18 protein-coding genes and 1 pseudogene are annotated in these 21718 nt (G+C 44.9%); 10 read left to right on the plus strand and 9 right to left on the minus strand.

What is annotated here, in order from left to right; translation table 11 throughout:
* Positions 1-25: 25 nt before the first annotated feature.
* Positions 26-484, plus strand: coding sequence for a GNAT family N-acetyltransferase (locus KE627_RS06210; protein ID WP_056938840.1), 459 nt, complete (start codon positions 26-28; stop codon positions 482-484).
* Positions 471-1703 carry an MFS transporter gene (locus KE627_RS06215; RefSeq protein WP_013729078.1) on the plus strand — a complete coding sequence of 411 codons (1233 nt, stop codon included), beginning with the start codon at positions 471-473 and terminating at the stop codon, positions 1701-1703. The genes KE627_RS06210 and KE627_RS06215 overlap by 14 nt, the downstream gene beginning before the upstream one ends.
* 100 nt (positions 1704-1803) lie before the next feature.
* Here KE627_RS06215 and KE627_RS06220 read toward each other — a convergent pair whose 3' ends face one another.
* On the minus strand, positions 1804-2964 hold the full coding sequence (locus KE627_RS06220) for a histidine phosphatase family protein (protein ID WP_013729077.1): 1161 nt from the start codon (positions 2962-2964) through the stop codon (positions 1804-1806).
* Positions 2965-3100: 136 nt separating this feature from the next.
* On the opposite strand from KE627_RS06220, the gene KE627_RS06225 reads away from it, so the two are divergent.
* Positions 3101-4168: an exonuclease/endonuclease/phosphatase family protein gene (locus tag KE627_RS06225; protein WP_013729076.1), complete on the plus strand. Its 1068-nt coding sequence runs from the start codon at positions 3101-3103 to the stop codon at positions 4166-4168.
* Positions 4169-4457: 289 nt separating this feature from the next.
* Here KE627_RS06225 and KE627_RS06230 read toward each other — a convergent pair whose 3' ends face one another.
* Together KE627_RS06230 and KE627_RS06235 are read right to left on the minus strand one after the other, a co-directional pair.
* The gene (locus KE627_RS06230; RefSeq protein ID WP_056938839.1) at positions 4458-5810 is read right to left on the minus strand and encodes an aspartate aminotransferase family protein; all 1353 of its coding nucleotides are present in this window, start codon (positions 5808-5810) and stop codon (positions 4458-4460) included.
* 14 nt (positions 5811-5824) lie between these two features.
* Positions 5825-7282 (minus strand): APC family permease, encoded by a 1458-nt coding sequence (locus KE627_RS06235; RefSeq protein ID WP_013729074.1) that lies wholly within the window; start codon positions 7280-7282, stop codon positions 5825-5827.
* Between the two features lie 366 nt (positions 7283-7648).
* Between KE627_RS06235 and KE627_RS06240 the strand changes: the two genes are divergently transcribed.
* The 3 genes from KE627_RS06240 (at position 7649) to KE627_RS06250 (ending at position 9972) form a co-directional block, all read left to right on the plus strand.
* Entirely contained in the window at positions 7649-8179 is a 531-nt protein-coding gene (locus KE627_RS06240) for an HTH domain-containing protein (RefSeq protein ID WP_013729073.1), read from the plus strand.
* Positions 8180-8421: 242 nt separating this feature from the next.
* Positions 8422-9195: a CHAD domain-containing protein gene (locus KE627_RS06245; RefSeq protein ID WP_056938838.1), complete on the plus strand. Its 774-nt coding sequence runs from the start codon at positions 8422-8424 to the stop codon at positions 9193-9195.
* 18 nt (positions 9196-9213) lie between these two features.
* Positions 9214-9972 carry an alpha/beta hydrolase gene (locus tag KE627_RS06250; protein ID WP_013729071.1) on the plus strand — a complete coding sequence of 253 codons (759 nt, stop codon included), beginning with the start codon at positions 9214-9216 and terminating at the stop codon, positions 9970-9972.
* On the opposite strand, the gene KE627_RS06255 is transcribed toward KE627_RS06250, so the two are convergent.
* Entirely contained in the window at positions 9969-10799 is an 831-nt protein-coding gene (locus KE627_RS06255; protein ID WP_044502701.1) for an undecaprenyl-diphosphate phosphatase, read from the minus strand. The genes KE627_RS06250 and KE627_RS06255 overlap by 4 nt on opposite strands.
* 192 nt (positions 10800-10991) lie before the next feature.
* On the opposite strand from KE627_RS06255, the gene KE627_RS06260 reads away from it, so the two are divergent.
* On the plus strand, positions 10992-11906 hold the full coding sequence (locus KE627_RS06260; protein WP_056938837.1) for an NADP-dependent oxidoreductase: 915 nt from the start codon (positions 10992-10994) through the stop codon (positions 11904-11906).
* Between the two features lie 297 nt (positions 11907-12203).
* Here KE627_RS06260 and KE627_RS06265 read toward each other — a convergent pair whose 3' ends face one another.
* The 4 genes from KE627_RS06265 to thrC form a co-directional block, all read right to left on the minus strand.
* A complete protein-coding gene (locus tag KE627_RS06265; protein ID WP_013729068.1) occupies positions 12204-13559 on the minus strand; it encodes a threonine/serine exporter family protein in 1356 nt (451 codons plus the stop codon).
* 194 nt (positions 13560-13753) lie between these two features.
* A complete protein-coding gene (locus KE627_RS06270; RefSeq protein ID WP_013729067.1) occupies positions 13754-14188 on the minus strand; it encodes an ACT domain-containing protein in 435 nt (144 codons plus the stop codon).
* Positions 14166-15071 (minus strand): homoserine kinase, encoded by a 906-nt coding sequence (gene thrB, locus KE627_RS06275; RefSeq protein ID WP_013729066.1) that lies wholly within the window; start codon positions 15069-15071, stop codon positions 14166-14168. Before thrB ends, KE627_RS06270 begins: the two co-directional genes overlap by 23 nt.
* The gene (gene thrC, locus KE627_RS06280; RefSeq protein ID WP_056938836.1) at positions 15043-16548 is read right to left on the minus strand and encodes a threonine synthase; all 1506 of its coding nucleotides are present in this window, start codon (positions 16546-16548) and stop codon (positions 15043-15045) included. Before thrC ends, thrB begins: the two co-directional genes overlap by 29 nt.
* Before the next feature lie 102 nt (positions 16549-16650).
* On the opposite strand from thrC, the gene KE627_RS06285 reads away from it, so the two are divergent.
* The 3 genes from KE627_RS06285 (at position 16651) to KE627_RS06295 (ending at position 20804) form a co-directional block, all read left to right on the plus strand.
* On the plus strand, positions 16651-17832 hold the full coding sequence (locus KE627_RS06285) for a homoserine dehydrogenase (RefSeq protein WP_056938835.1): 1182 nt from the start codon (positions 16651-16653) through the stop codon (positions 17830-17832).
* Positions 17829-19157: an aspartate kinase gene (locus KE627_RS06290; protein ID WP_013729063.1), complete on the plus strand. Its 1329-nt coding sequence runs from the start codon at positions 17829-17831 to the stop codon at positions 19155-19157. The genes KE627_RS06285 and KE627_RS06290 overlap by 4 nt, the downstream gene beginning before the upstream one ends.
* A gap of 174 nt (positions 19158-19331) precedes the next feature.
* Positions 19332-20804 carry a coiled-coil domain-containing protein gene (locus KE627_RS06295; RefSeq protein ID WP_056938834.1) on the plus strand — a complete coding sequence of 491 codons (1473 nt, stop codon included), beginning with the start codon at positions 19332-19334 and terminating at the stop codon, positions 20802-20804.
* Here KE627_RS06295 and KE627_RS06300 read toward each other — a convergent pair.
* Positions 20801-21633: pseudogene (locus KE627_RS06300) on the minus strand (LysR family transcriptional regulator). The gene KE627_RS06295 and the pseudogene KE627_RS06300 sit on opposite strands and share 4 nt — an antisense overlap.
* Between the last annotated feature and the right edge of the window lie 85 nt (positions 21634-21718).

Genomic DNA, 21718 nt, shown 5'->3' on the forward strand with positions numbered 1-21718 from the left:
AACCTTGATAGGGAGTGGACCAACAATGATTGAGCATGTTCAAGGAATGAAAGGCGAAAAACTAAATCAAATTGCCCAAATCTGGTTGGATGCCAATCTGGACGCCCATTCGTTTATCAATCCAACTTACTGGACCAACTATTACGATGGGGTGAAACGAGAACTTGCCAAAGCCGAACTGTTTATTTACACGGAGGACGGTCAAATTCAGGGTTTCTTGGGAATAGAAGGGAACTACATCGCCGGATTGTTTGTCGCCAAGCAGTACCGCGGTCAGGGGATTGGGTCACATCTACTTAGTGCTGCCAAACAAACCCGCTCCGAATTAACGCTGGCAGTCTATGAGAAAAATTCGCGTGCCTATCACTTTTACATTAAAGAAGGTTTTCAAGAAGAAAACCACGAACTCGATCAGGTTACCGATGAGTTTGCGGTTAATATGAAATGGACAAAGGATGGAGGTGTCAAAGATGGCAGACAGTAAAGTTCAACCAAGAATGGGAAATACCGGTTTTATCATCTTTTTGGCCCTGCTCAGTGCCTTCGTGCCGCTTTCAACCGACTTGTATTTACCCGCACTTCCGGAGATGACCAAGTTCTTTGCGGTTCCCGAAATTGTGATGAACCTGACTTTAATTCTATTTTTTGTGTTTTATTCGATCGCCACTTTATTCTGGGGGCCGTTAAGTGATCGATATGGTCGTCGACCGATTTTATTGGTTGGCTTGACCTTGTACATGTTAGCTAGTATCCTCTGTGGCATTGCGACCAATGCCTATGAAATCATTTTCTTCCGGATTCTTCAGGCCATTGGTGGTGGAGTTGCGACGACGGTTGCCACGGCGGTCATCAAAGATGTCTTTGTTGGTCGAAAACAGGAAACGACGTTGGCCATCGTTCAGTCGATGGTGGTCATTTCACCTGCGGTCGCACCGGTGATTGGGTCGTTACTGTTGACGTTTATTTCCTGGCGGGGGATCTTTTTCGCCCAGGCATTGCTGGGACTCTCAGTGATTTATGGTTCGATTATTTTTAAGGAAACTCATGCTTCAGAACGTGGGACTACCAGCGTCATGAAATCATTTGGCCGGTTAGGTGCACTGCTGATTAATCCCGGTTTTACGGCACTTCTGGTCACTTTTTCACTCATGTCGATTGTGTCATTATCCTATATTTCCTCATCTTCCTACATTTTCCAAAATACGTTCCACCTCAGCAGCCGGATGTTTAGCCTGTTCTTCTCGTTTAACGCAATTGGCATGCTGCTGGGGCCACTGGTCTATATTCCGCTTTCCAAGTATATTGACCGGTTTACGATTGTCTATACAGCTTTTGGGTTCACGATCGTTGCCGGCATCCTAGTCATGGTTTTCGGCCGGATGTCACCGATCGCCTTTGCCTTAACCCAATTTCCAGCAACCCTGGCCAGCAGTGCGGTCCGGCCACCCGGAACTTATTTGGTATTGAAACAAGAGGAAAACGATAATGGATCCGCCTCTGCCCTGTACAGTGCCGGTGGAACCATTTTCGGGAGTGTTGGCATGGTGATTGTGTCTTTGGCCGAATCGACGCCAGTGGCCGCAATTGCCTGGATTAATATCGTGATGGGGGGTAATTTGCGCTTCGCTGCTGTTGCTGTCGATGACCTTTTTGAGAAAGAAGATTGTGGTTTAAGATTCATTCACGCTTGCTGTGTAACTTAAAAATTCAAAGACAGAATGTTCGCAAAAAATAGGAGCCCGGAACAAGAGTGTTGTTCTGGACTCCTATTTTAAATATTTCATGAACTTGTTTTAAGTGGTTTTACTTCAATACTTTAATGGTGGCTGTCTTGTTGCCAAAGACAGTTTGACTAATTTGATCAGAGTTCATATTCAGAGACTTGGAAGCATTCTTAGGGGTTGAGGTCAACTTAAGATTCATGCCCTTTTTGAGTTTGTTCAAAGTGGCTTTACTTAACTTAAACACAAAGTTTCCGTTTGAGTTTGCGTTGGTTTTCTTCAAGGTTGATCCCTTTGTGTTTTGCAAGACCAGTGACGCCCCGGTGGAAGTAGAACCGGAAACCTTGTTCTTGTTCAAATAAAACTTGTTGACCTTGAGGGTGTTCTTTGGAAGTTGCTGCAAAGCTGCTCCCTTGTTGATGGTATAAAGGATGGTCTTGTCGGTGACATTTGATGGGAAATAGAATTGACCATTCTTATAAGTCACCTTCATGGTTGCTTCATTTCCCCAATTAACGAAACCAGGAACCGTATAGTTCTTTTGAGTGGACAACCACTCCGGAATTGACATTCCAGAACTAACCACTAAGACGTTACCGCCGGTTTTTTCAGCCTTTTGGGCGATATAAGTCAACTCGGTGTTCATTCGATCGATTACTTGAGTTGAGCTTTCTGCTTTCAATGATTCAGGAAGAGTTGGGTCGCTGTATTTACCAAAGTCGACCGTTTCGGCAGCGTGGTACGCATCTTGAAGTGCCGGCCAGAAGTCTTTACCAAGCGCTTGTTGAGCTTTGCCAAAGTCTTGTGGGCCTGAATAAGTACCGGCTGGTTTCAACAGCGGCATGGTGATTTTGTTGACGTCATCGTATTTTTGCCCCTCGAAACTACCATAGCCGCCTTCACGTAAATTGGCAGTCCAGTTAACTTTCAGGTTGCCGTTACCAGATGACTGCAAGGCATAGGTTGCTGTCCGGAATGTCCGCATGTTATCAGCAGAATAGGCAGCCTTGAACTTCAAGCCATAAAGGCCGTAACCCAGTTGATGGGCAACGGAAACCCCGGTATCCGTTAGCGGACTGTCAGCCCAGCCTTGTCCCCGTCCGTTGACGTTGAACATGGTCTGACCATGACGGGTTAAATAAATGTTAACTGTCTTGGCGGAAACAGTTTGCGAAGATGTCCCCACCCCAATACTAAGTGCCCCGGCAAATAAAAGTGCAAACCAAAAATGTGATTTCTTCATGATTGACCCCTCCTAAAAGTATGAACAAATATACCTAAATTTTATCATTAAAGCCTTGTAAACGATACCAATATTTGAAAATATTTTTAGATTGTTCGGCTGTAGATTTGATATGATATTAGGTATGGAGGGTCTTATGAAAAAATTCTGGAAAACACTTTTACTGATTGGTTCCGGTCTATTACTCGTTGTCGGTGCATATGTGGCATACGTTTATCTGACGTATCACCGGGTGCCCGACAACGTTAAACTCAAACCGGTTAACCGGAACTCGCAAATTTTACAGACAAATCACCCCTACAAGGCGATGACCTTTAATATTGGCTATGCCGCCTATCCGGATAATTATTCTTTCTTCATGGATGGCGGCAAATATTCGCGGGCATTTAGTAAATTCTCTGTCTTGAATGACCTCAACGGCATTTATCAAGCTGTCAAACAAGAAGATCCGGCCTTGATGTTCTTCCAAGAAGTCGATACCGACGGTGACCGTTCATTTCACGTGAATGAAGTCCAGTGGCTAAGGGATCGGATGAATGGTTATTCGAGCGTCTATGCCCAAAACTATAATTCGGCCTACCTGTTTTATCCGCTCACCCGGCCAATCGGGAAAGCCAAATCGGGATTGTTGACCCTTGCTCAAGCTAAGATTGCAGATAGTACCCGATACCAGCTGCCAATTGATACCGATTTTAATAAATTCATGGACTTGGACCGGGCAATTTCGGTGACCCATATCCCAGTGGCCAATGGGCATCAGTTGGCGGTTATCAACCTACATCTCTCAGCCTTTACCAAGAATGCCAAGGTAAGAAAAGCTCAGATCAATAAGTTATTCGCCAAAATGACTACTGAGCAGCAGGCAGGCAACTACGTCATTGTTGCCGGAGACTATAACCATGATATGTTGGGTAATAGCCCGGCCGTCTTTGAAACGACCAGTAAACCGATGAATTGGACGCACCCGTTCCCGGCTGATCAATTGCCAAAAGGATTTAGAATTGCCAAGCAGGGATTAGCCCAGGCAAAAGTGCCTTCAGTGCGGGCAAATGGGACACCGTATCATCCAGGAAAGACCTTTACGTCGATAATTGATGGCTTCATCGTTTCAGACAACGTGCAGGTTAATCGGGTTCATGTCAAATCGTTAGGGTTCAAAAATTCTGATCATAATCCGGAAGTCATGGATTTTAAACTAAAATAACCAATCAGATATGGAATACTGCAGATTTGATGTCATAATGAATTTAAGTGCGGACGGCACTTTTGAATCCTAATGATTGGGGGAATCAATATAGGGATTTTTCACGTTGGCGATTTTATCTTTGTCGTGATTACTTTTATCATCGTCATTGCGATCGCAGTCGTCCTAGTATACTTTGGGGTGAAAGCATATAAAGCCTTTATGAGGCATGGTCAATAAGAATGGATATAAAAAAGGCACGAATCTCAAATTGGGATTCGTGCCTTTTGCTTTATTGAATAATGCTATTTTACCAGCCAATTTTACCTGTATCCTTGGGAATGGTAACCTCACCATTTTCAACTGCGGTAAACGCGTCGTCAAGCACTTGAAGCGCTTGGTCGAGTTGCTCTCTTGGAATGACCAACGGCGGCTGGAAACGCAGAATATTGCCTGCCAAAGTGATGATAACGACGCCGTGTGCAAAGGCATAGTAGATCACTTTGGTGGCAGCGTCACTGTCGGGTTCCTTGGTCTTAGGATCCTTGACCAATTCGATTCCACCATTGAGGCCCCACATTCGGACATCACCAATCATGGGATGGCGTTGCTGCATCTCTAAGAAACGTTGTTTGGCGTATGCACCATCGGTGGCCGATTTTTCAACCAAGCCTTCATATTCGATCACATCCAAGGTAGCCAGCGAAGCTGCGGAACAAACCGGATTGCCGGCAGTGGTAAACAGGTGCGCAGGTGCATCCAAACTCTGCATGACCTCTTTCTTACCAATCACTGCACTAAGGGGCATTCCAGACGCCAGCGACTTACCGACAGACATTAAATCAGGTTCGATGTCTTTGAATTGTTGGATTGCCCACATCTTACCGGTCCGGCCGAGTCCTTGATTGACTTCATCAATCGCAAACAGGATCCCGTGTTCATGACAGAATTTATAAACTAACTGCATATATTCTTCAGGGGCTTTGATGATGCCGCCATCGCCTTGAATTGGTTCAATCAAGACACACGCAGTTTCATCAGCGGGTAAGAATGATTCGAATGGCTTCTTGAATTCGTTAAAATACCTTAGTGAAACGTCGTGCTCGGTTTCTCCCGGATAGGTTCGATATGAATCTGGATACGGAACGTGCACCACGCTTGGAAGCATTGGCCCAATTTTACGTGTCATGTTAAGACTACTTCCTGATAAGGTTTGCGAACCATAAGTTGACCCATGATAGGAACCCATATAGGAAACAATGTATTGACGGCCAGTATAGGCTCTCGCAAACTTGATAATTGCATCGTTTGCGTCTGAGCCGGAGTTACCGAAACTAACCATTTTCGGTGAATTTCCCGGCGCAATTTTCGCTAACTTTTCGGAAAGTTCCATTCCAGGAACATGGTGAAAATAAGCGGGAGTGTAATGAATTAATTTTTGAGCTTGATCGGCGATCGCCTTGACGACTTTTTCATGGGTGTGGCCAACGTTAATTGCAGATGCGCTTGCCAGCAAATCAATGTATTTATTGCCGTCGACATCCACTAAGGTTGCCCCGTGTGCGTGGTCAATTACCAGATTGTAGTAATTGATGCGCGCCGAACGTGCATAATACTTGTTTTCTTCATCAATTAATTTAGACGCTTTGTATAATTTACCCATGAAATCACCAACCTTTACAAATCTTTTTCGTGTTCAGCTTTTTTATCAATTGTTGCAGTAGAGTGATTCATTCCATATGCGAAGTAAATGACCATTCCCAAAATGAACCAGCACAATGCGTACGTTTTTGCCTGAATATCCAAGCCCCAGAAAATACCCAGAGCGCCTAAGAATCCTAGTGCCGGTAATACTGGGTATAGCGGCATCTTGAAACTTGGCATTGGAATATCTTTTCCTTCACGTGGGCGAAGTGAGTAGACACCTAATGAAACGAACATGAAGGCAATCAGAGTTCCGGCTGAAATCAGTTGAGCCAAGAAAGTGAATGGGAAGAAGGCGCCCAATGCGATGGCGATGATCGTCAAAACGATCAATGCCCGGTTAGGCAAATTGTTATCCAGTTTGCCAAGCCACTTCGGCAGCAAGCCGTCACGACCAAATGAATAGATCAAACGTGATCCGGCAAGCATCATTCCAATGAGGGCGGTAAACATACCGACAACCGCGATCGCTTGGACGACTGTGGCAACCAGTGCGTGACCACTTTGACGAAGTGCCCAGCCAACTGGTTCGGCGTTATTTGCGTAATCTGAGTATTTAAACATGCCGACAAGGACCAAAGCAACAGAGATGAACAACACAACCGCGATAACCAGGGAACCAAGAATGCCTCGTGGCATAGTCTTTTGAGGATTCTTTGCTTCAGCTGAGTTGGCAGCGATGGAATCAAACCCGATGTAAGCCAGGAAGATCTCGGAAACACCGGCATAGATTCCTTGCCAGCCACCGAATGCAGAACCGTCAGCGTTGACATGGTACTTAGGAATAAATGGCGTGTAATTAGCTGACTTGATGGCAGTCGCACCAACGAAAATAAAGACTAAAATGGCAATCACTTTTAAAATAACCAACGTATTTTCTACTCGGGCGGTCTGAGAAGCACCACGCGAGAGTAATGAGGTAACTAAGATAATGACGATGATGGCGACTAAATCCATCAAGCCGCCGTTGTTTCCGGTTGAAGCAGTTGAGAGTGCCTTTGGTAGGTTGAATCCTAATGGCGAAATCAACCCCTGGAAATTGGCGGAAAGCCCGGAAGCCACGAAGGCCACGGCGATGAAATACTCGGCTAGCAGTGCCCAGCCGGCAATCCAGCCCCAGAACTCTCCGAAAACAACGTTAATCCATGAATAAGCAGATCCGGCAAATGGCATTGCAGCGGCCATTTCCGCGTAAGCAAAGGCGACAATCCCGGCAACGATCGCAGCTGCCAAGAACGAAAGGGCAACGGCTGGACCAGCATGTTGAGCGGCAACAACGCCGGGCAAGGTAAAGATGGAAGTTGAAACAATCGTCCCGACGCCAAGTGCCAGGAAATCTTTAGTGGTTAAGCTTCGAATTAAATGAGAATCCTTATCTTGATACACAAGCGGATCTTCTTTTCGAAACATTTTTTCGGTTATACTACTCATACAATCACTCCTAATCTCTCTATGAAATATCCGCGCTAAACGAAAACTTTGCGTAATGACAAACCAAGTCCTGTGGAAACCACACTTTGTAAATACGAAAACGATCGCGGTTTCCTTCCTCGATCAACAAATATGTAGATAAATCGGCGAATTCGCATTCAGCATGCGAGTAGTTTACCGCATTTTTTATTAGATTGTCAACATAAAATCTAATTAAAATCTCATTTTAAAAGGATGTTTGTTATAATAAATTAGCTGGAATACCCAGAATTCATTTGCCGAACGGCTTGTTAATCACTATAATGATGATGTGTGACTGCAAACACCCTGTTTGCAAACTATATTATTTATGTTGGGGGCGACATTATGGAACTGACTATCAAAGAGTTGGCGGACGAATTATCGGTATCGAAAACTGCAATTAGAAAACATATGGACGATAAGTTCAGAGATACATATACGATAAAAAAGGGAAACAAGATTCTGATCAAAGATGAGGGTGTTGAAGTTCTCAAAGGCCAATTCAAGAACCAAGTTGAAACTGCTGACAAGCAGTCAACGAAAACCGCTAACCAGTTAGCAGTTAAGAGCGATGATCAGCAAACCGCATTGCTGGCTGAACAGCTTGAGGACCAACGCAAACAAATTGATGCCAAAGACAAACAAATCGCAGAATTGCATCAATTATTGGACCAATCACAGCGGCTGCAGCTGGATGTTCAAAATAAGCTTAAGCAGCTTGAAAGCAAAAACACTTCTTCAATTAAGCAAACCATTCCCGAATCAGTAAATGAAGAAGAGCCTCAAGGTGATAAGATTCCTGACAGCTACCAGCCGAGTAATGCGCGATTTCAAGAAGCCGGCAAGAAAAAGCACTGGTGGCAGTTTGGCAGATAGAATTTTCAATTCATTTTTTGAATAAGATTCATCATTCATGGAGATATCGGTATCGACCGAATGGACCAGCTATTATACAGAAAGCCGGGGCATAACTACCTGTTAGTTATGTCCCGGTTTTTTACGTCCCATTTTATCAGCTAATCATTAACTCATCATTATTAAAATATGCTACATTAAAGTTAAAATTTACTCACGTAGTAGAAAGTCTGCCGACTGGCGGTTAAAAGGGGGAGAGGCCAATGTCAATTCAGACGATTTTACAAAACAGATATGCTGACATTGAGGTTGAATGGGTTCGTTATTTGAATAATCCGTTCGATCCCGAGCGGGCGCATGATTTGCGGGTCATGATTCGTACCTTACGGGGATTAATTAAATTCTTGAAGCGACGGCTGACCCCTGCAACTTATACCACTATCGATACCAATCTCAGTCAGGCAGCCAATTTGTTTGGCGATTTGCGGGAACTTGACGTCTTGATTGAAGAGACAGGCACCTACGCATACGCTCATCCAGATAAGAAGGCCGACTATCAAGGCTTGCTGAAGATTTTACGCGATAATCGGCAACATGAAATGGCACAAACCTTAACCGAGGGGACACAGGCAACCTTAAAAAAGGATTTGGAAAGTGTCCAGCAGCAGTTAACCCAGCTTAAGTTCACCCAAACCACTGCATGGCACCAATATATTGTCAAGGAGCTCAATCGTAGAAATCACAAACTAGTTGCCCTATTCGAGAAACTCGATTTTAAGGACTACCCGGAAGTTCATCATGTTCGGAAACGCTCGAAAACTTTACGGTATGCGTCAACCTACTTTGCCGATTTTGCGCCCAACAAGGCCAATAAAAGTGCCAAGTTGGCCAAAGATATTCAAGATGACACCGGCACAATCACCGATGCCCATGTGAACTATATGAGGCTGCGTAAATTGGCGGATCAGTTGAGTAAAAATGCTGATAAACAGTTACTGAGAAAAATTGCCGACGATCAACTCAAGAAGTTTGAATAACCAACAAAGGAGAAGCAGATGGCAATATTGACTTTGACCCGAGCTTGGACCCGATTAGAGGAACAGACAACGATTCATGTAATTCTGCCAAATGAGATTCAAAGTGACCGAAAACTCCAAGTGCTTTGGCTGCTGCATGGCTTGGGCGATAATGGCAGTGGGTTTATTCGTAAAACTAATTTGGAAGTATTGACCAAATATACGAATTTAGCGGTCATCACACCTGAAATGAATCGTAGCTTCTACATGAATTTGCACAATGGCCTGCCGTACTGGGATTATTTGACCAAGCAAGTGACGCCGGAAATGCGGAAACTACTCCCGTTGTCCAGTGACCGACAGGATAACTTCGTTGGCGGCACATCAATGGGCGGGTTTGGAGCACTAAAATTGGCTTTCACCCATCCTGAGTGGTTCAGTGCCGTGATGCCGATGTCACCGGTAGTTGATTTGAGCGAATTGCCAGCGATGATGCCGGATGCCCAGGGGATTCTTGAGAGAATCGCGCCAGAGCACTATTTGGAAACATTAGCTGAAAAGTCGCCATCTGAACAGCTGAGGCAACTTCGCTTCTTCTACTGTATTGGCGACCAAGATGAACTAAAGCCAACCAATGATCGATTCGTTCAGTACATGCGCAACGATTTAAAGCTACCAATCGCTTATCACACTGGCGCAGGCGGCCATGATTGGCTGTATTGGCAGCGAATGCTACCGGAAATGTTGACTTGGCTATTGAAGGTTAATCTGGCGGATGGTCAGCCGTTGGAGAGTTAATGCGCAAGAAAGCCGAAGTAACCAATCACAATCAGACTTAAAATAATGCGGTACCAGCCAAAGATTTTGAAGTTGTTATGTTGAATGTAGTTCAGTAAGAAGCGAATGGCGAAGTAGGCCACAACGAACGAAACCAGCATGCCAGTCAACAGGACGGCTGTCTGCATACCGGTAAAAGCGCCGCCATGGCTGAAATATTTGTAGACTTTCAGCAGGGATGCACCAAACATGGTTGGGATTGCCAAGAAAAACGAGAACTCGGTGGCAACATATCGCGAAGTGCCAATTAGAATGCCGCCCAAGATGGTGGCACCCGAGCGAGAGGTTCCGGGAACCAGGGAAAGCAGCTGGAACATCCCGATAATAAAGGCAGTTCGATAGGAGAGCGTATTGAGATCGGAAAATAGCGGTTGCCGGTTTGCATTTCGGTTTTCGATGAGGATAAATAATACCCCATATATGAGAAGCATTGCCGAGACAACTTGCCAATTCATCAAGTGTGCGTCCATCCAGTCGTTGAATAATAACCCGATGACAACAGAGGGCAGCACTGCCACAATGACTTTAAACCAAAGTACCCATGTCTGATGTTGTTCGACGTGGGTTTTCTTTGGTGAAAGGGGGTTGAGTTTGTGGAAATACAATACAACGACTGCCATGATTGCCCCCAGCTGAATAACGACGTTGAACATGTCAGTGAACTGAGTGGTTTGACTCATTTTGATAAATTCGTTGACTAATATTAAATGTCCCGTGGAACTAATTGGCAGAAATTCGGTGATTCCCTCAACGATTCCTAAAATAATTGCTTTAATGATATCTAACATCATTCCAACTTCCAATCCCTATAAATTTATGCATTAAGCATGACATAAAATGTCCTACAAAAGTGGGTATTTACCTATTGTTTACAATTTTTCGACTCAATTTTTACATTATGGGGTCGATTCGACTTACTTGCTCGAACTCGTGATTGCGCTTACAATTGCGCTAGTTAGACAAATGAGGAGGAAGATATTATGAAGGCATATGGATATGAGAAACATGGGGATCCAGAAGTTTTTCAAGAATATGAAGTTCCAGAGCCAACGCCGGCTGCCAACCAAGTGCTCATTCGAACAATTGCCGTTGGCTTAAACAATCGTGAGCGTGCAGAACGTGCCGGCGGCTTTGGCAGCATGCCGTCACCGTATATTCCTGGACGAGATGTGGTTGGCGAAATCGTGAAAGTCGGTAAGCGGGTTTCCGATATCAGTGAGGGTGAACTGGTGATGACCCACACTGAGCGGGGCTACGCTGAGTTTGTACTTGGTAATTTAGACGCCACGGTTGTGGTTCCAGACGGGATTACGCCGACACGGGCAGCAGGTCTGATTACCCCTGGTCTGACCGCCTATAAAGCTGTGAAATATTTTGCCAACGTTCAACCTGATCAGACAGTGATCGTCAAAGGGGCCTCTGGTGGTGTCGGATCACTTGCCGTTCAGATTGCGACTGATATTGGCGCTAATGTAATTGGCATTGCCTCCAGTCACAATCAAGATTATGTTGAATCGATTGGGGCAACGAAGTTCGTTGCTTATGATCAGACTGACCCGGCCACTGAGCTGGCGGATACTGGCGATGTCGTTTTGAATACCGCAATGAATGGTGCCGGAACTGATGATGACGTTACGATGGTGAAACCAAACGGCGTCATTGCCAGTGTTGCCCATAACTCACCAATGACAGATAAGCCATTGAAATTTGCCCACATTCATCCGACTGATGCGATGAGCGATCGCGAGGCTCTGCAGGCAGTGATCGATTTGATGCGTGAAGGCAAGCTCGATATTAATATCGGCTACAAGCTGCCATTTAATCGAGATGGATTTGTTAAAGGCCATCAGTTGCTTGAGGAAAAGCATGATGGACGCGTGATTATTGTTAAGTAGACATTTTGAGTCAAAAAAACCGGACGCCACTTTGGTAGGGTCCGGTTCTTTTTGTTGAGGTGTGCTGCACAAGCCAGCTTTCTCCGCTTTATCCAATAATAGGCATTGATGCAAAGTGCGCATCAACACCTATTATTACATAAATGCTCAAAAGCTAACCGGCTTGCTCCGCACTGGGATTGAAATGTGCTGCGAGCAACTGACACTGCGATCTAAGCCACTTTGATTCAAATCCAAGCCCAGGATTTCAATCAAAGCGACCTTAGCTCTCCGTGTCAAAACGTTGCTCTCCGCACTCTAATCAAAGTGTCTCCACTCCCTATCCATTAACGCTCTTGCCACAAACAAGCCCATTGGCAGGAAGACGATGATCAAAGCAGCCTTGGTCAGCCACAATGCGCCGACACTAATTTGGTTGAGGCCGATGTTATACACAGCCCGATAAATGTACAATCCCGGGACCATGATGACAATTGACGGCACCGTCAGTGAAATTCTTGGGTATCCGTTATACCGGTTAACCAGTGAAGCAATCAGTCCTGCAACCAGGGCCGCTATGAAAGCTGCGGCTGCAGGTGGGACGCTCGTCAGATCAACCATTTCCAGTCTTAAGGTGTTAGCCACCGCGCCGATTAGTCCGGCCGTCATGGCCATTTTCTGAGAACTGTTAAACATAATTGAGAATCCATAGACCCCACAGAAACTGGCTGGGATTCGCAATAACATCAATACCAGTGGTGATAGTCCCAATGGTAAGAAGTTTTCTGGTCGGAAATCAAATAATAGTGCTACCAGCCAGCCCACTAAGGCTGCTACAGCGGTGATCATGATCGCGTAAGCCATCCGTTCCAGTCCGGATCGCATGTCCAGTTTGGAAATATCCAGGAAACTGGTAATAAACGGAAAGCCGGGAATCACAAACAGCATGGCACCAATATAGCCAGCCTCATGTTGAGCCAGAATTTGGAAATTGGCTTCAAAGATTTTGAATGAAAACATGTAAGTCAAGCACGCAATGGCCACAGCAATGGAAATGCTGGCAATTGTGGTAATGTGTTGTTTACCCATTGACCCCCGGAAATACTGTCCGACACCGGCGCCAATGAAAGAACAAACCATTTCAGGGATGCCGCCGCCCAGCAAAAAAATAAAACCGCTGCAGGCCAATGCGGCCGCCAAACCAGAAACCAGCGGGCTGTACTGGACAGGTCGTTGTTCGATTTTGCTGATGTTGGCGTGAATTTGTTTGACCGTCGCATTGCCAAAATCCCGTTCAAAATGGCTGACAAAGTGTTCCAGTGAGTTGAGCTTATCTGTGTTCACACCAGTATTAGGCAGTGCTAGCACCTGCGAATAACTGTGGTCGTTGATAAAACAGGTGAACTGAAGTGAGCTCAGGCCGATATCCGCCGAACAAGTCAGCCCCAACACTCTGGCCACCGTGTTCATTGCGTCACGAACCCGCCAGGCTCCGGTTCCACAGGAAAGCATGACAATCCCAACCCTACCAACGATAGAAGCCCGTTCCCTCAAGCCGGCTTCTTTGGCGGGGACAGATTCGTCCGTCGTGAATGATTTCCAGGGAATCGTCATATGATGATTTTGTGATAAATGGAATTTTTTGGGTGCGTTTGGTTGCTGGCTGTTTGCCATGATTTCCTCCAGAATACTTTTTAAATCAGTAAATGCATACAATATTGTATTATATGCGGACTGTGAAACAACTTTCAAGCTGGTAAGGGCTTACAGTTTGAAAGTTTCTATCATGAATACATAAAAAATCCTTGATAGCAGCTATCAAGGATTAAGAAACAATGATCTGATTGACATACGCAGAGTTCCGATACTTACTCGATCGAAACTAACTGGACGTTACTGGCCCCATCCACCAAGCGGATTTTTCCCAACAGGTTATCGATGGTTCCGGTAAAATGACTCAGGTCCAATGAGATGACGATACTGGCAATATTGTGGATGGGGATGTTTTGGTTAATCGTCAACACGCTGGCACTGGTTTCAGAAATGGTCGTGAGGACTTTGGATAAGATCCCTCGCTTGTTTTCCAGCATGAGGGAGATAACGGCTTTTCTGTCCATCATGTTTTCTTCCGGTAAGAAGACCAAATCCTTGTATTTATAGAAAGTTCCTCGACTAATGCCGACAACTTTCACGGCTTCACTGACCTGCTTGACTTTGCCGCTCTCCAATAGTTGACGAGCTTGAATCACTTTATCAAATGATTCCGGGAGAATCGAGCTATCAACGATGTAATACTTTTCCACGTTCACTTACCTCACTCACTACGCCGGTTGAATCGACTGCCATTTTGCGGACATTCCATCTTGGGAAGGCCGCTTTTGCGTTGGCAGCGATTTGATCGGCATCCTTTTCGTCTGCGGTGATGGCCATCATAGTTGAACCACTGCCGCTAATGTACATCGTACCACCCAATTGTTCGGTGATGTTTTTGGCCTGACTGTAATCGGGGATTAATTGAGCCCGGTACGGTTCGTGCATCCGGTCATCGCAGGCAACATGGATCATATGGCTATCACCGATTTCCAGTGCTTTAGTCATTGCCGCACAGTGGCTGACTTGATGAATCACATCTGCGTAGCTCATTGATGTCGGCAGCACTTTTCGAGCAGCATGGGTGCTGACTTCGTAATCCGGAATCATGGCCACAAAGTGCAGCTTGTCACTGACGTGATATTGGATAACCTGAGGCTGATTTTGGTCATCTAAAAAGGAGACGCACAGTCCACCCAGAATGGCCGGGGTGACGTTATCCGGATGGCCTTCCATTTCGGTGGCCAAGACCAGCAGTTGGTCGACCGAAATTGCGTCATCGTACCAGACGCTGGCGGCTTTTAGGCCAGCCACAACACAAATCGATGAACTACCAAGTCCACGGGCAACGGGGACGTTGGTTTCAATGTCGATTTGAACATTTGGAACGGGCTTGTCTAAGAAGCTGCAGCCCTTCACAAAGGCTTGGTAGACCAAATTGTCTTCATTTTGAAATTCTTTCGGGGAGCCGGTGATGACCAAGTGCTCCGAGCTCTTGTCAAAAGTAATGGTTGAATAATAGGACACTGCCAAACCCAGGCAGTCAAAACCAACCCCGACGTTGGCACTAGTTGCGGGCACTTTGATCTTGATCATAAAATACCTCCTCGACTTTTTGTTTGACGTAATCGGTCATTTGATCTTTTTGGATGACGCTTTCGTGACGGACGGGCAGATCCCAGACTTTTCTCAGGTTGTCTGGAATTGGTGCGTTGGTTGCGTCATGTAAGTCCCGCATCACCTGCTGGACGTCCGCTGAAGTTTCTGGAAGGACGGCATTGGCAACCGCATTCACGAATTTATAGGGACTGGCAGTACTTAACAGGATCATTGGTGTTTCGGGGTCGAGCTTTTGATAATTGCGCATGACTTTGTAGCCGGCCGCGGTATGGGGATCCATCAAGTAGCCGTTTTGTTCGTAGACTTCGGCGATTGAGCGTTCAATATCTTCATCGGTACTGTAGCCGCAGTAGAAATCCTGCTGGATATTTGCCAGAACTTCCTTGGAAACTTCATACTTGCCGCTGTCTTCCAAGTCATCCATCAATTGTTTAACGTATTCGGTGTCCTGACCACTCTTATAGTAGAGGAGTCGTTCAAAGTTGCTGGAAATTTGGATGTCCATACTTGGAGCAACGGTCTGGAAAAATGGCCGGTTGCGATCGTAGACCCCGTGATTAAAGAAGTTGGCCAACACGTTATTTTCATTACATGCGACGACAAATTTGTTCACGGGAAGGCCCAGCATTTTGGCGTAGTAGCCGGCCAGGACGTCACCAAAGTTACCGGTTGGAACGGTGAAGTTGACCTTTTGGCCGACTTCAATCGAGCCATCGTTGACCAACTGTTTATAGGAATCAAAATAATAAACGACTTGGGGAATCAGTCGGCCGATATTGATCGAGTTGGCACTTGATAAGCTGACATCGTCACCAAGGGATTCCTTCAGTGCCTGATCATTGAAAATCCGTTTAACGTTTGTCTGAGCGTCATCAAAATTTCCTTCAATTGCTGCGACCTTGGTGTTGTTCCCACCGGTTGTGATCATCTGCAGCTTTTGGATCTTGCTGACACCACCGTCTGGATAGAAGACAATAATGCCCATGTTATCCAAGCCCTTAAAGCCTTCCAAGGCGGCTTTGCCAGTGTCGCCACTGGTAGCCGTCAGGATCATTACCTTATTATTGCCGACTAACACGTGCTTCATCAATTGAGGCAATAGCTGCAAGCCAACATCTTTAAAGGCACTGGTTGGTCCATGGAAAAGTTCCAAGATATGGAAATCATCAACGGGAATAACCGGGGTAATCTTTTGGGTGTCAAAACTTGACTGATAAGCTGCTCGGACACTTTCGTCAATTTCATCGGCAGAAAAGTCCGGCAATAAAATCGTCAGCACTGCTCTGGCAATATCTTGATAATTTAATTTTAACAATTTTTCGAAGTTTACTTGGAGCTTTTCCAAGTCAGGATAAACGAAGAGACCCTTGTCATCAGCGAAGCCCTTCTTGATGGCCTGCTTGGCTGAAATTTGAACTGAACCGTTTCTGGTACTCGTATAATATTTATTCATCAACTTACTCCTTGCATTTCTATGATTTATATGATAATCTGTTTTCATGTTAAATACAAGTGTTTATTATTTGTGAACACGAAAAAATTGGAGGTTTCAGCTGTGAATATTGCGATATTAGGATTCGGAACAGTCGGTTCCGGCGTTTACAAGATTATTAAGAATGCGAAGCGCCAAGCCCAAAACCTCCATGTAAAGCATATTTTGATCAGAAAGAATAAAAAACCGGATTTACCGGAAATGACTGACAGCATTGATGAAATTTTGAACGATCAAGATGTCGATGTTGTGGTTGAAGTCATCGGTGGCATTGAACCGGCGCATCAATACATAGTCGATGCCTTGAAGCACCATAAGCACGTTATTACCGCTAATAAAGCAGTGATTGCTCAGTATATGGATGAATTCACGAGAGTGGCTGCCCAAAACGACGCAAAATTTTATTTTGAATCCAGCGTCGGTGGTGGGATTCCCTGGATTCAAGGCTTGGAGCGGGCTTTACGGGTCGACGATGTGAATAAGATCCAAGGAATCTTCAATGGAACGAGTAATTTTATCCTCGACCAGATGCACCGAACCGGCAAACCATTCAACGAAGTGTTGATGGAGGCCCAACAATTAGGTTACGCCGAGGCCGATCCAAGTGCCGATATCGACGGCCTCGATGTAGCCAACAAATTATGTATCAGCGTCGATATTGCATACGACCTATTTATCAAGCCAACCGAGGAATTGCCAATCTTTGGGATTCGTAACATTACCGAAGATGACATGACTCACTTTGACAAGTTGGGGATGACCATCAAATTGATGGGTAAGAGTCACCAGCGGGGCCATGAGTTTGACTACATGGTTGAGCCGACCTTGTACTACGGCGACACCCTCGAAGCCCACACCCGTGACAACTATAATTTGATTTCATTGATTGGCGAGACGATTGGGACTTTGAAGTTCATGGGTCAGGGAGCTGGCCAACTGCCAACTGCCAACGCCGTGATTCAAGATATCTTGGATATTTTCCAAGGTAAGGAACATTTGAAGCGGGAATTTAAGAGTACCTTTAAGTTCCAGCCGAACCTGACCCGGAATAATTACATTGTCCGATCAGAGATTGATTGCTCACAGCTGTTTGGCGACTATGCCCCGGAACTTCGGGGTGACTATCTGGTCGTTCATGACATTCCAGTCGGTGAGATGCATCAAAAGATGAGACGAGTGTTACAACGCGATGAAACCGCGTTTATGGCAAGTTTACCAACTAAGAAAGGAGGAGCAGAAAAATGATAGTAGCTAAATTTGGTGGAAGTTCAGTTGCGGATGCCGGCCAATTTAAAAAGGTCCGGGCAATCGTAGAAGCAAATGCAGATCGAAAAGTAATCGTGGTGAGTGCCGCAGGTAAGAGTGATAGTGAGGCGATTAAAGTCACCGATTTATTAATTGAAGTTGAGAAACTTCGAGATGCCGGTGAAGATTACATGCCAGTGTATAACCACATCCAAAGCCGATTTGTCGGCATTCGGGATGCACTTGGTTTGAAGGTGGGCATTGAAACCGACTTGCAGAAAATTGCCAAGCAGATTCCTAACTGCAGTCATGATTATTTGGTATCACGAGGCGAATTTTTAACTGCCAAATTAATGGCCGATTTCCTTGGCTACCAATTCATTGACGCTGCCCGCTTTCTGGTATTTGACCAAAACGGCGTCAACTATGGGGAATCCATTAACCGTCTGCGCGACTTTTTAAGCTACGATGACCACATCGTCGTTCCCGGTTTCTATGGGGTTGATGAAGACGGTTTGACTCACTTGATGCCTCGCGGTGGAAGTGACATTTCCGGTGCGCTGTTGGCCAACTTTGTGGATGCCGATCTCTATGAGAACTGGACTGACGTGTCAGGCATTAAGATGGCTGATCCTCGGATTATCAATAACTCCCGCAAGATTACCGAACTAACTTATGAAGAACTCCAAGAACTGTCCTATATGGGCATCAGCGTCTTTCAGGAAGAGGCGATTCAACCTGCCAAAGAAAAGCAGATTCCAATTGCCATTTTAAACACTAATCATCCTGAAGAAGATGGGACCCTGGTAGTCGATTCTGCGAACAGTAACGCTCACCAGTTGGTAACTGGAATTGCCGGTAAGAAGGATTATGTGGTGATTTCCATCCAAAAGTATCAATTGAACAAACGCCTTGATGTGATGGCCAAAGTCTTCTCCGTGATTCAAAAGTTTGGCGTCAAATTTGATTACGTCCCAGCCGGAACCGATTCAGTTCAATTTTTGGCGAAGCGGACGGATGTTGACGGCAAATTGATGGCGATTGTCAACTCACTGAAGTCAACCTGCGATTTAGACAGTGTCAAATTGGAGAAAAACATCGCTATGGTTGCGGCGGTTTCCTCCCAACTTAGTAAACGCCCGGCAATCGCTGGTAAGATTCTCGACCTTTTGGATAACAGTCAGATTAAGATTCATTTGGTGGTCCAGGAAGGCAGCGATATTAAAGTCGTCTTTGGCGTTGCCAATAGTGATTACGAAAAAACCATCGAAAAAATCTACCGGAGCGCTGCTGTAAGTGCGACCAGGCTTAAGATGGTAATTTAAAGAAGGTATCTACTCAAATAAGCTGAACTATAGACTCTTTGATCATTGGATCTGGTGAGTTTGTGGTTCAGCTTATTTTTGTTCAATTCGTTTATGTTAACGAGTCATCAGGGGTGAAATTTGGTACAATTAATTTATCAACTTTACAATGTGGAACGGGTGAGAGGTAATCTAATGGTTAAGCCAATGAATATCAAAGCAATCAAAGATAAGGATAAACAACAGGCTAAGGAAAGATTCCACAGAATTTTGGAAGAGGCAAAGAAAAAGCAAACCCAATTAAAAAAGGCCACCACAAATCGTGGTCAGCAAACAAATCAAGCTCCGCAGCACACCGATAACGATCGACAGAAGAGCAGGTTAAAACGGGAGAATAAAAAGCTCCAGAAAAAAGTTCGGGCTATTCAAAGTGAGAAGAATGCCCAAGAGCAAATAATGCAACGGCTCAAAGCAAAAAACTTTGCATTAAACCAAGCAAATGATCAACTTGAGGGCAAAGTCCATAATGCCCAGATTAAACTTCAAGAAGCCGACCAACTAAAGGCAACTGACTATCATACCCAAATGCAGTTGAAACAAACGATTGACCAACTTAATCAGCAAATCCAATTACTCAACAGGCGCAATCGAAGTCTGCGAACCGGCATCCGCCATTTTATTAAAAGCTCACAGTACCAGAAAGCTCAGCAGGTTAAAGCGGATAAGCAATATTACAAGGACCAACTTGAAAAAACAAGGGCTCACTTGAAGAGCTCGGAAAAACGAAATACCAAGTATCAAGAACAGCTCCATCAATACCGGCACTATGAATTGCCGGGCAAAGGAAAACTCGTCCGACAAGCAACTACCCAAGAGTTAATCAACGAATTATTTGCCAGAATTGACGAGGAACGAGTGGGTGAATTCTTGTCGTTACTGCCGCTTTTTAACATGATTGATTATTATTTGAAGACGGGGATGACCAACACCAAGATTCATCTGCGGCGATCAGAGTTGCTAAAAGATAACCAACAGATGTATGGCTACGTCCACTTTCAAGACGACCAACCTGAGTTTATTGCTTTAGATGGATCGGTGTTCCCGAATCCGGTTGTGAAGGGAAATAAATTTGAGCTCAATCAAGGTGATGTATATCGCGGGAACTATAATTTAACCACCGATCAGTTTGTGATTAACAAACATTACGCTGCATCAACGGAAAATCGCGATCGTTCCGCTGAATTACATCAAGTTAAGAAAAAAGCCGCCAAATTATCGGCAAAAGGGTTTGTTGAGCGGTTTACAATCGATTATCCCGATGTGAAAGATGTTTTGACCGGTAAGAATATTGAAGTGGTTTCATGGTTCAAGCAGATTAGCTACAAACGGGTATTTGAACCATTTGGAGTTAATATCGATGTTTTGGATCCCAACGAACGTAGTGGCGATTTTATTTATCGAAGAATTGAAAATACTGATACGGACCTGGCTTTTATTTTGCTGGAGGGATCCCATCATGTTAACAGTCAGATCTATAAGGACCGACCGGCCGCAAATCCGGATAAAATTAAAATCCTGGAAGATGCTGCACCCAAAGAATTACTAAAGATGACGTATGATCATTTCAAATCATTAGCAACTCGGACGCGTACTTTGGACGAGAACTAATCTTGATTGGGGGAAGACATTGCTCTGTGGATAATTTGTTGAATGTCATTCAACGTGTTGTCGTGACTGCTTTCCTCTCGGACCAACAAATAAAAATCACGGGAAAAATGTTCCCCAAGTGATTCAATCGGAACAGCGGTAGGTAGATCCTTGTCAGACAACAGGGCTTGACCGACACCTTTTGCCACCATTCGACGAATGAGGCCACTATTATTCACATGGATCAGTTTGGCGGGCTGGACATCGGCTTCACGGAAATACTGTTCGGTATAATAGCCGATTCCCGATCCTGGTTCTCGAGTGATCCAATTGCCGTTGTCCACGCCGGCTTTGACCAGCTGATCTTTACCGATTGAAATTCGGGAGATGTTCTCGGTAACCAGTGGCTTTTCGATGATCCCGATATCAATCTTGTAGGTTTCTAGCTGGTTTAAGACGCCCTCGGAGTTGGAGACAGTCACATCAAAATCGAGGGTAGGATCGGCCGTTACCAGAGCACTGGCAATTTTCGCAAACAAGATTCGCGAAACGGTTTGCGATATGCCAAAGATCACTTTTTCATTTCCTTTATCACCTAAGCGGGTGATTTGATCGTTGACATCCTGCCAGTTTTTAAGGATCTTGCCTGCTCGTTTATATAACAGGTTGGCAGCTTCGGTGGGCACAATTTCCCGGCGGCTTTTTCGTTCAAACAATTCGGTGTGCAGCTGCAATTCCAGTTGTTTAATCTGGTTGGACACCGTTGGTTGCGTGATAAAGAGCTGTTGGGCAGCCAGGAAAAACTGCGGGTTTTGTAGACAACCATGAAGGTTTCCAGGAATTTAAACATATTGGCACTCCTTATAAATTTGGTTTATAACAAATATTAATACTATCAATTTTATTTATTCTACCATAAATGATATTATTAAGCT

This window comes from Lentilactobacillus buchneri (assembly GCF_018314255.1).
GTDB lineage: Bacteria > Bacillota > Bacilli > Lactobacillales > Lactobacillaceae > Lentilactobacillus > Lentilactobacillus buchneri.

Bases quoted from the DNA above. Each gene is read 5' to 3' on its own strand.
- KE627_RS06210 (WP_056938840.1), top strand. From the start codon at position 26: ATGATTGAGCATGTTCAAGGAATGAAAGGCGAAAAACTAAATCAAATT.
- KE627_RS06215 (WP_013729078.1), top strand. From the start codon at position 471: ATGGCAGACAGTAAAGTTCAACCAAGAATGGGAAATACCGGTTTTATC.
- KE627_RS06220 (WP_013729077.1), bottom strand. From the start codon at position 2,964: ATGAAGAAATCACATTTTTGGTTTGCACTTTTATTTGCCGGGGCACTT.
- KE627_RS06225 (WP_013729076.1), top strand. From the start codon at position 3,101: ATGAAAAAATTCTGGAAAACACTTTTACTGATTGGTTCCGGTCTATTA.
- KE627_RS06230 (WP_056938839.1), bottom strand. From the start codon at position 5,810: ATGGGTAAATTATACAAAGCGTCTAAATTAATTGATGAAGAAAACAAG.
- KE627_RS06235 (WP_013729074.1), bottom strand. From the start codon at position 7,282: ATGAGTAGTATAACCGAAAAAATGTTTCGAAAAGAAGATCCGCTTGTG.
- KE627_RS06240 (WP_013729073.1), top strand. From the start codon at position 7,649: ATGGAACTGACTATCAAAGAGTTGGCGGACGAATTATCGGTATCGAAA.
- KE627_RS06245 (WP_056938838.1), top strand. From the start codon at position 8,422: ATGTCAATTCAGACGATTTTACAAAACAGATATGCTGACATTGAGGTT.
- KE627_RS06250 (WP_013729071.1), top strand. From the start codon at position 9,214: ATGGCAATATTGACTTTGACCCGAGCTTGGACCCGATTAGAGGAACAG.
- KE627_RS06255 (WP_044502701.1), bottom strand. From the start codon at position 10,799: ATGTTAGATATCATTAAAGCAATTATTTTAGGAATCGTTGAGGGAATC.
- KE627_RS06260 (WP_056938837.1), top strand. From the start codon at position 10,992: ATGAAGGCATATGGATATGAGAAACATGGGGATCCAGAAGTTTTTCAA.
- KE627_RS06265 (WP_013729068.1), bottom strand. From the start codon at position 13,559: ATGGCAAACAGCCAGCAACCAAACGCACCCAAAAAATTCCATTTATCA.
- thrB (WP_013729066.1), bottom strand. From the start codon at position 15,071: ATGATCAAGATCAAAGTGCCCGCAACTAGTGCCAACGTCGGGGTTGGT.
- thrC (WP_056938836.1), bottom strand. From the start codon at position 16,548: ATGAATAAATATTATACGAGTACCAGAAACGGTTCAGTTCAAATTTCA.
- KE627_RS06290 (WP_013729063.1), top strand. From the start codon at position 17,829: ATGATAGTAGCTAAATTTGGTGGAAGTTCAGTTGCGGATGCCGGCCAA.
- KE627_RS06295 (WP_056938834.1), top strand. From the start codon at position 19,332: ATGGTTAAGCCAATGAATATCAAAGCAATCAAAGATAAGGATAAACAA.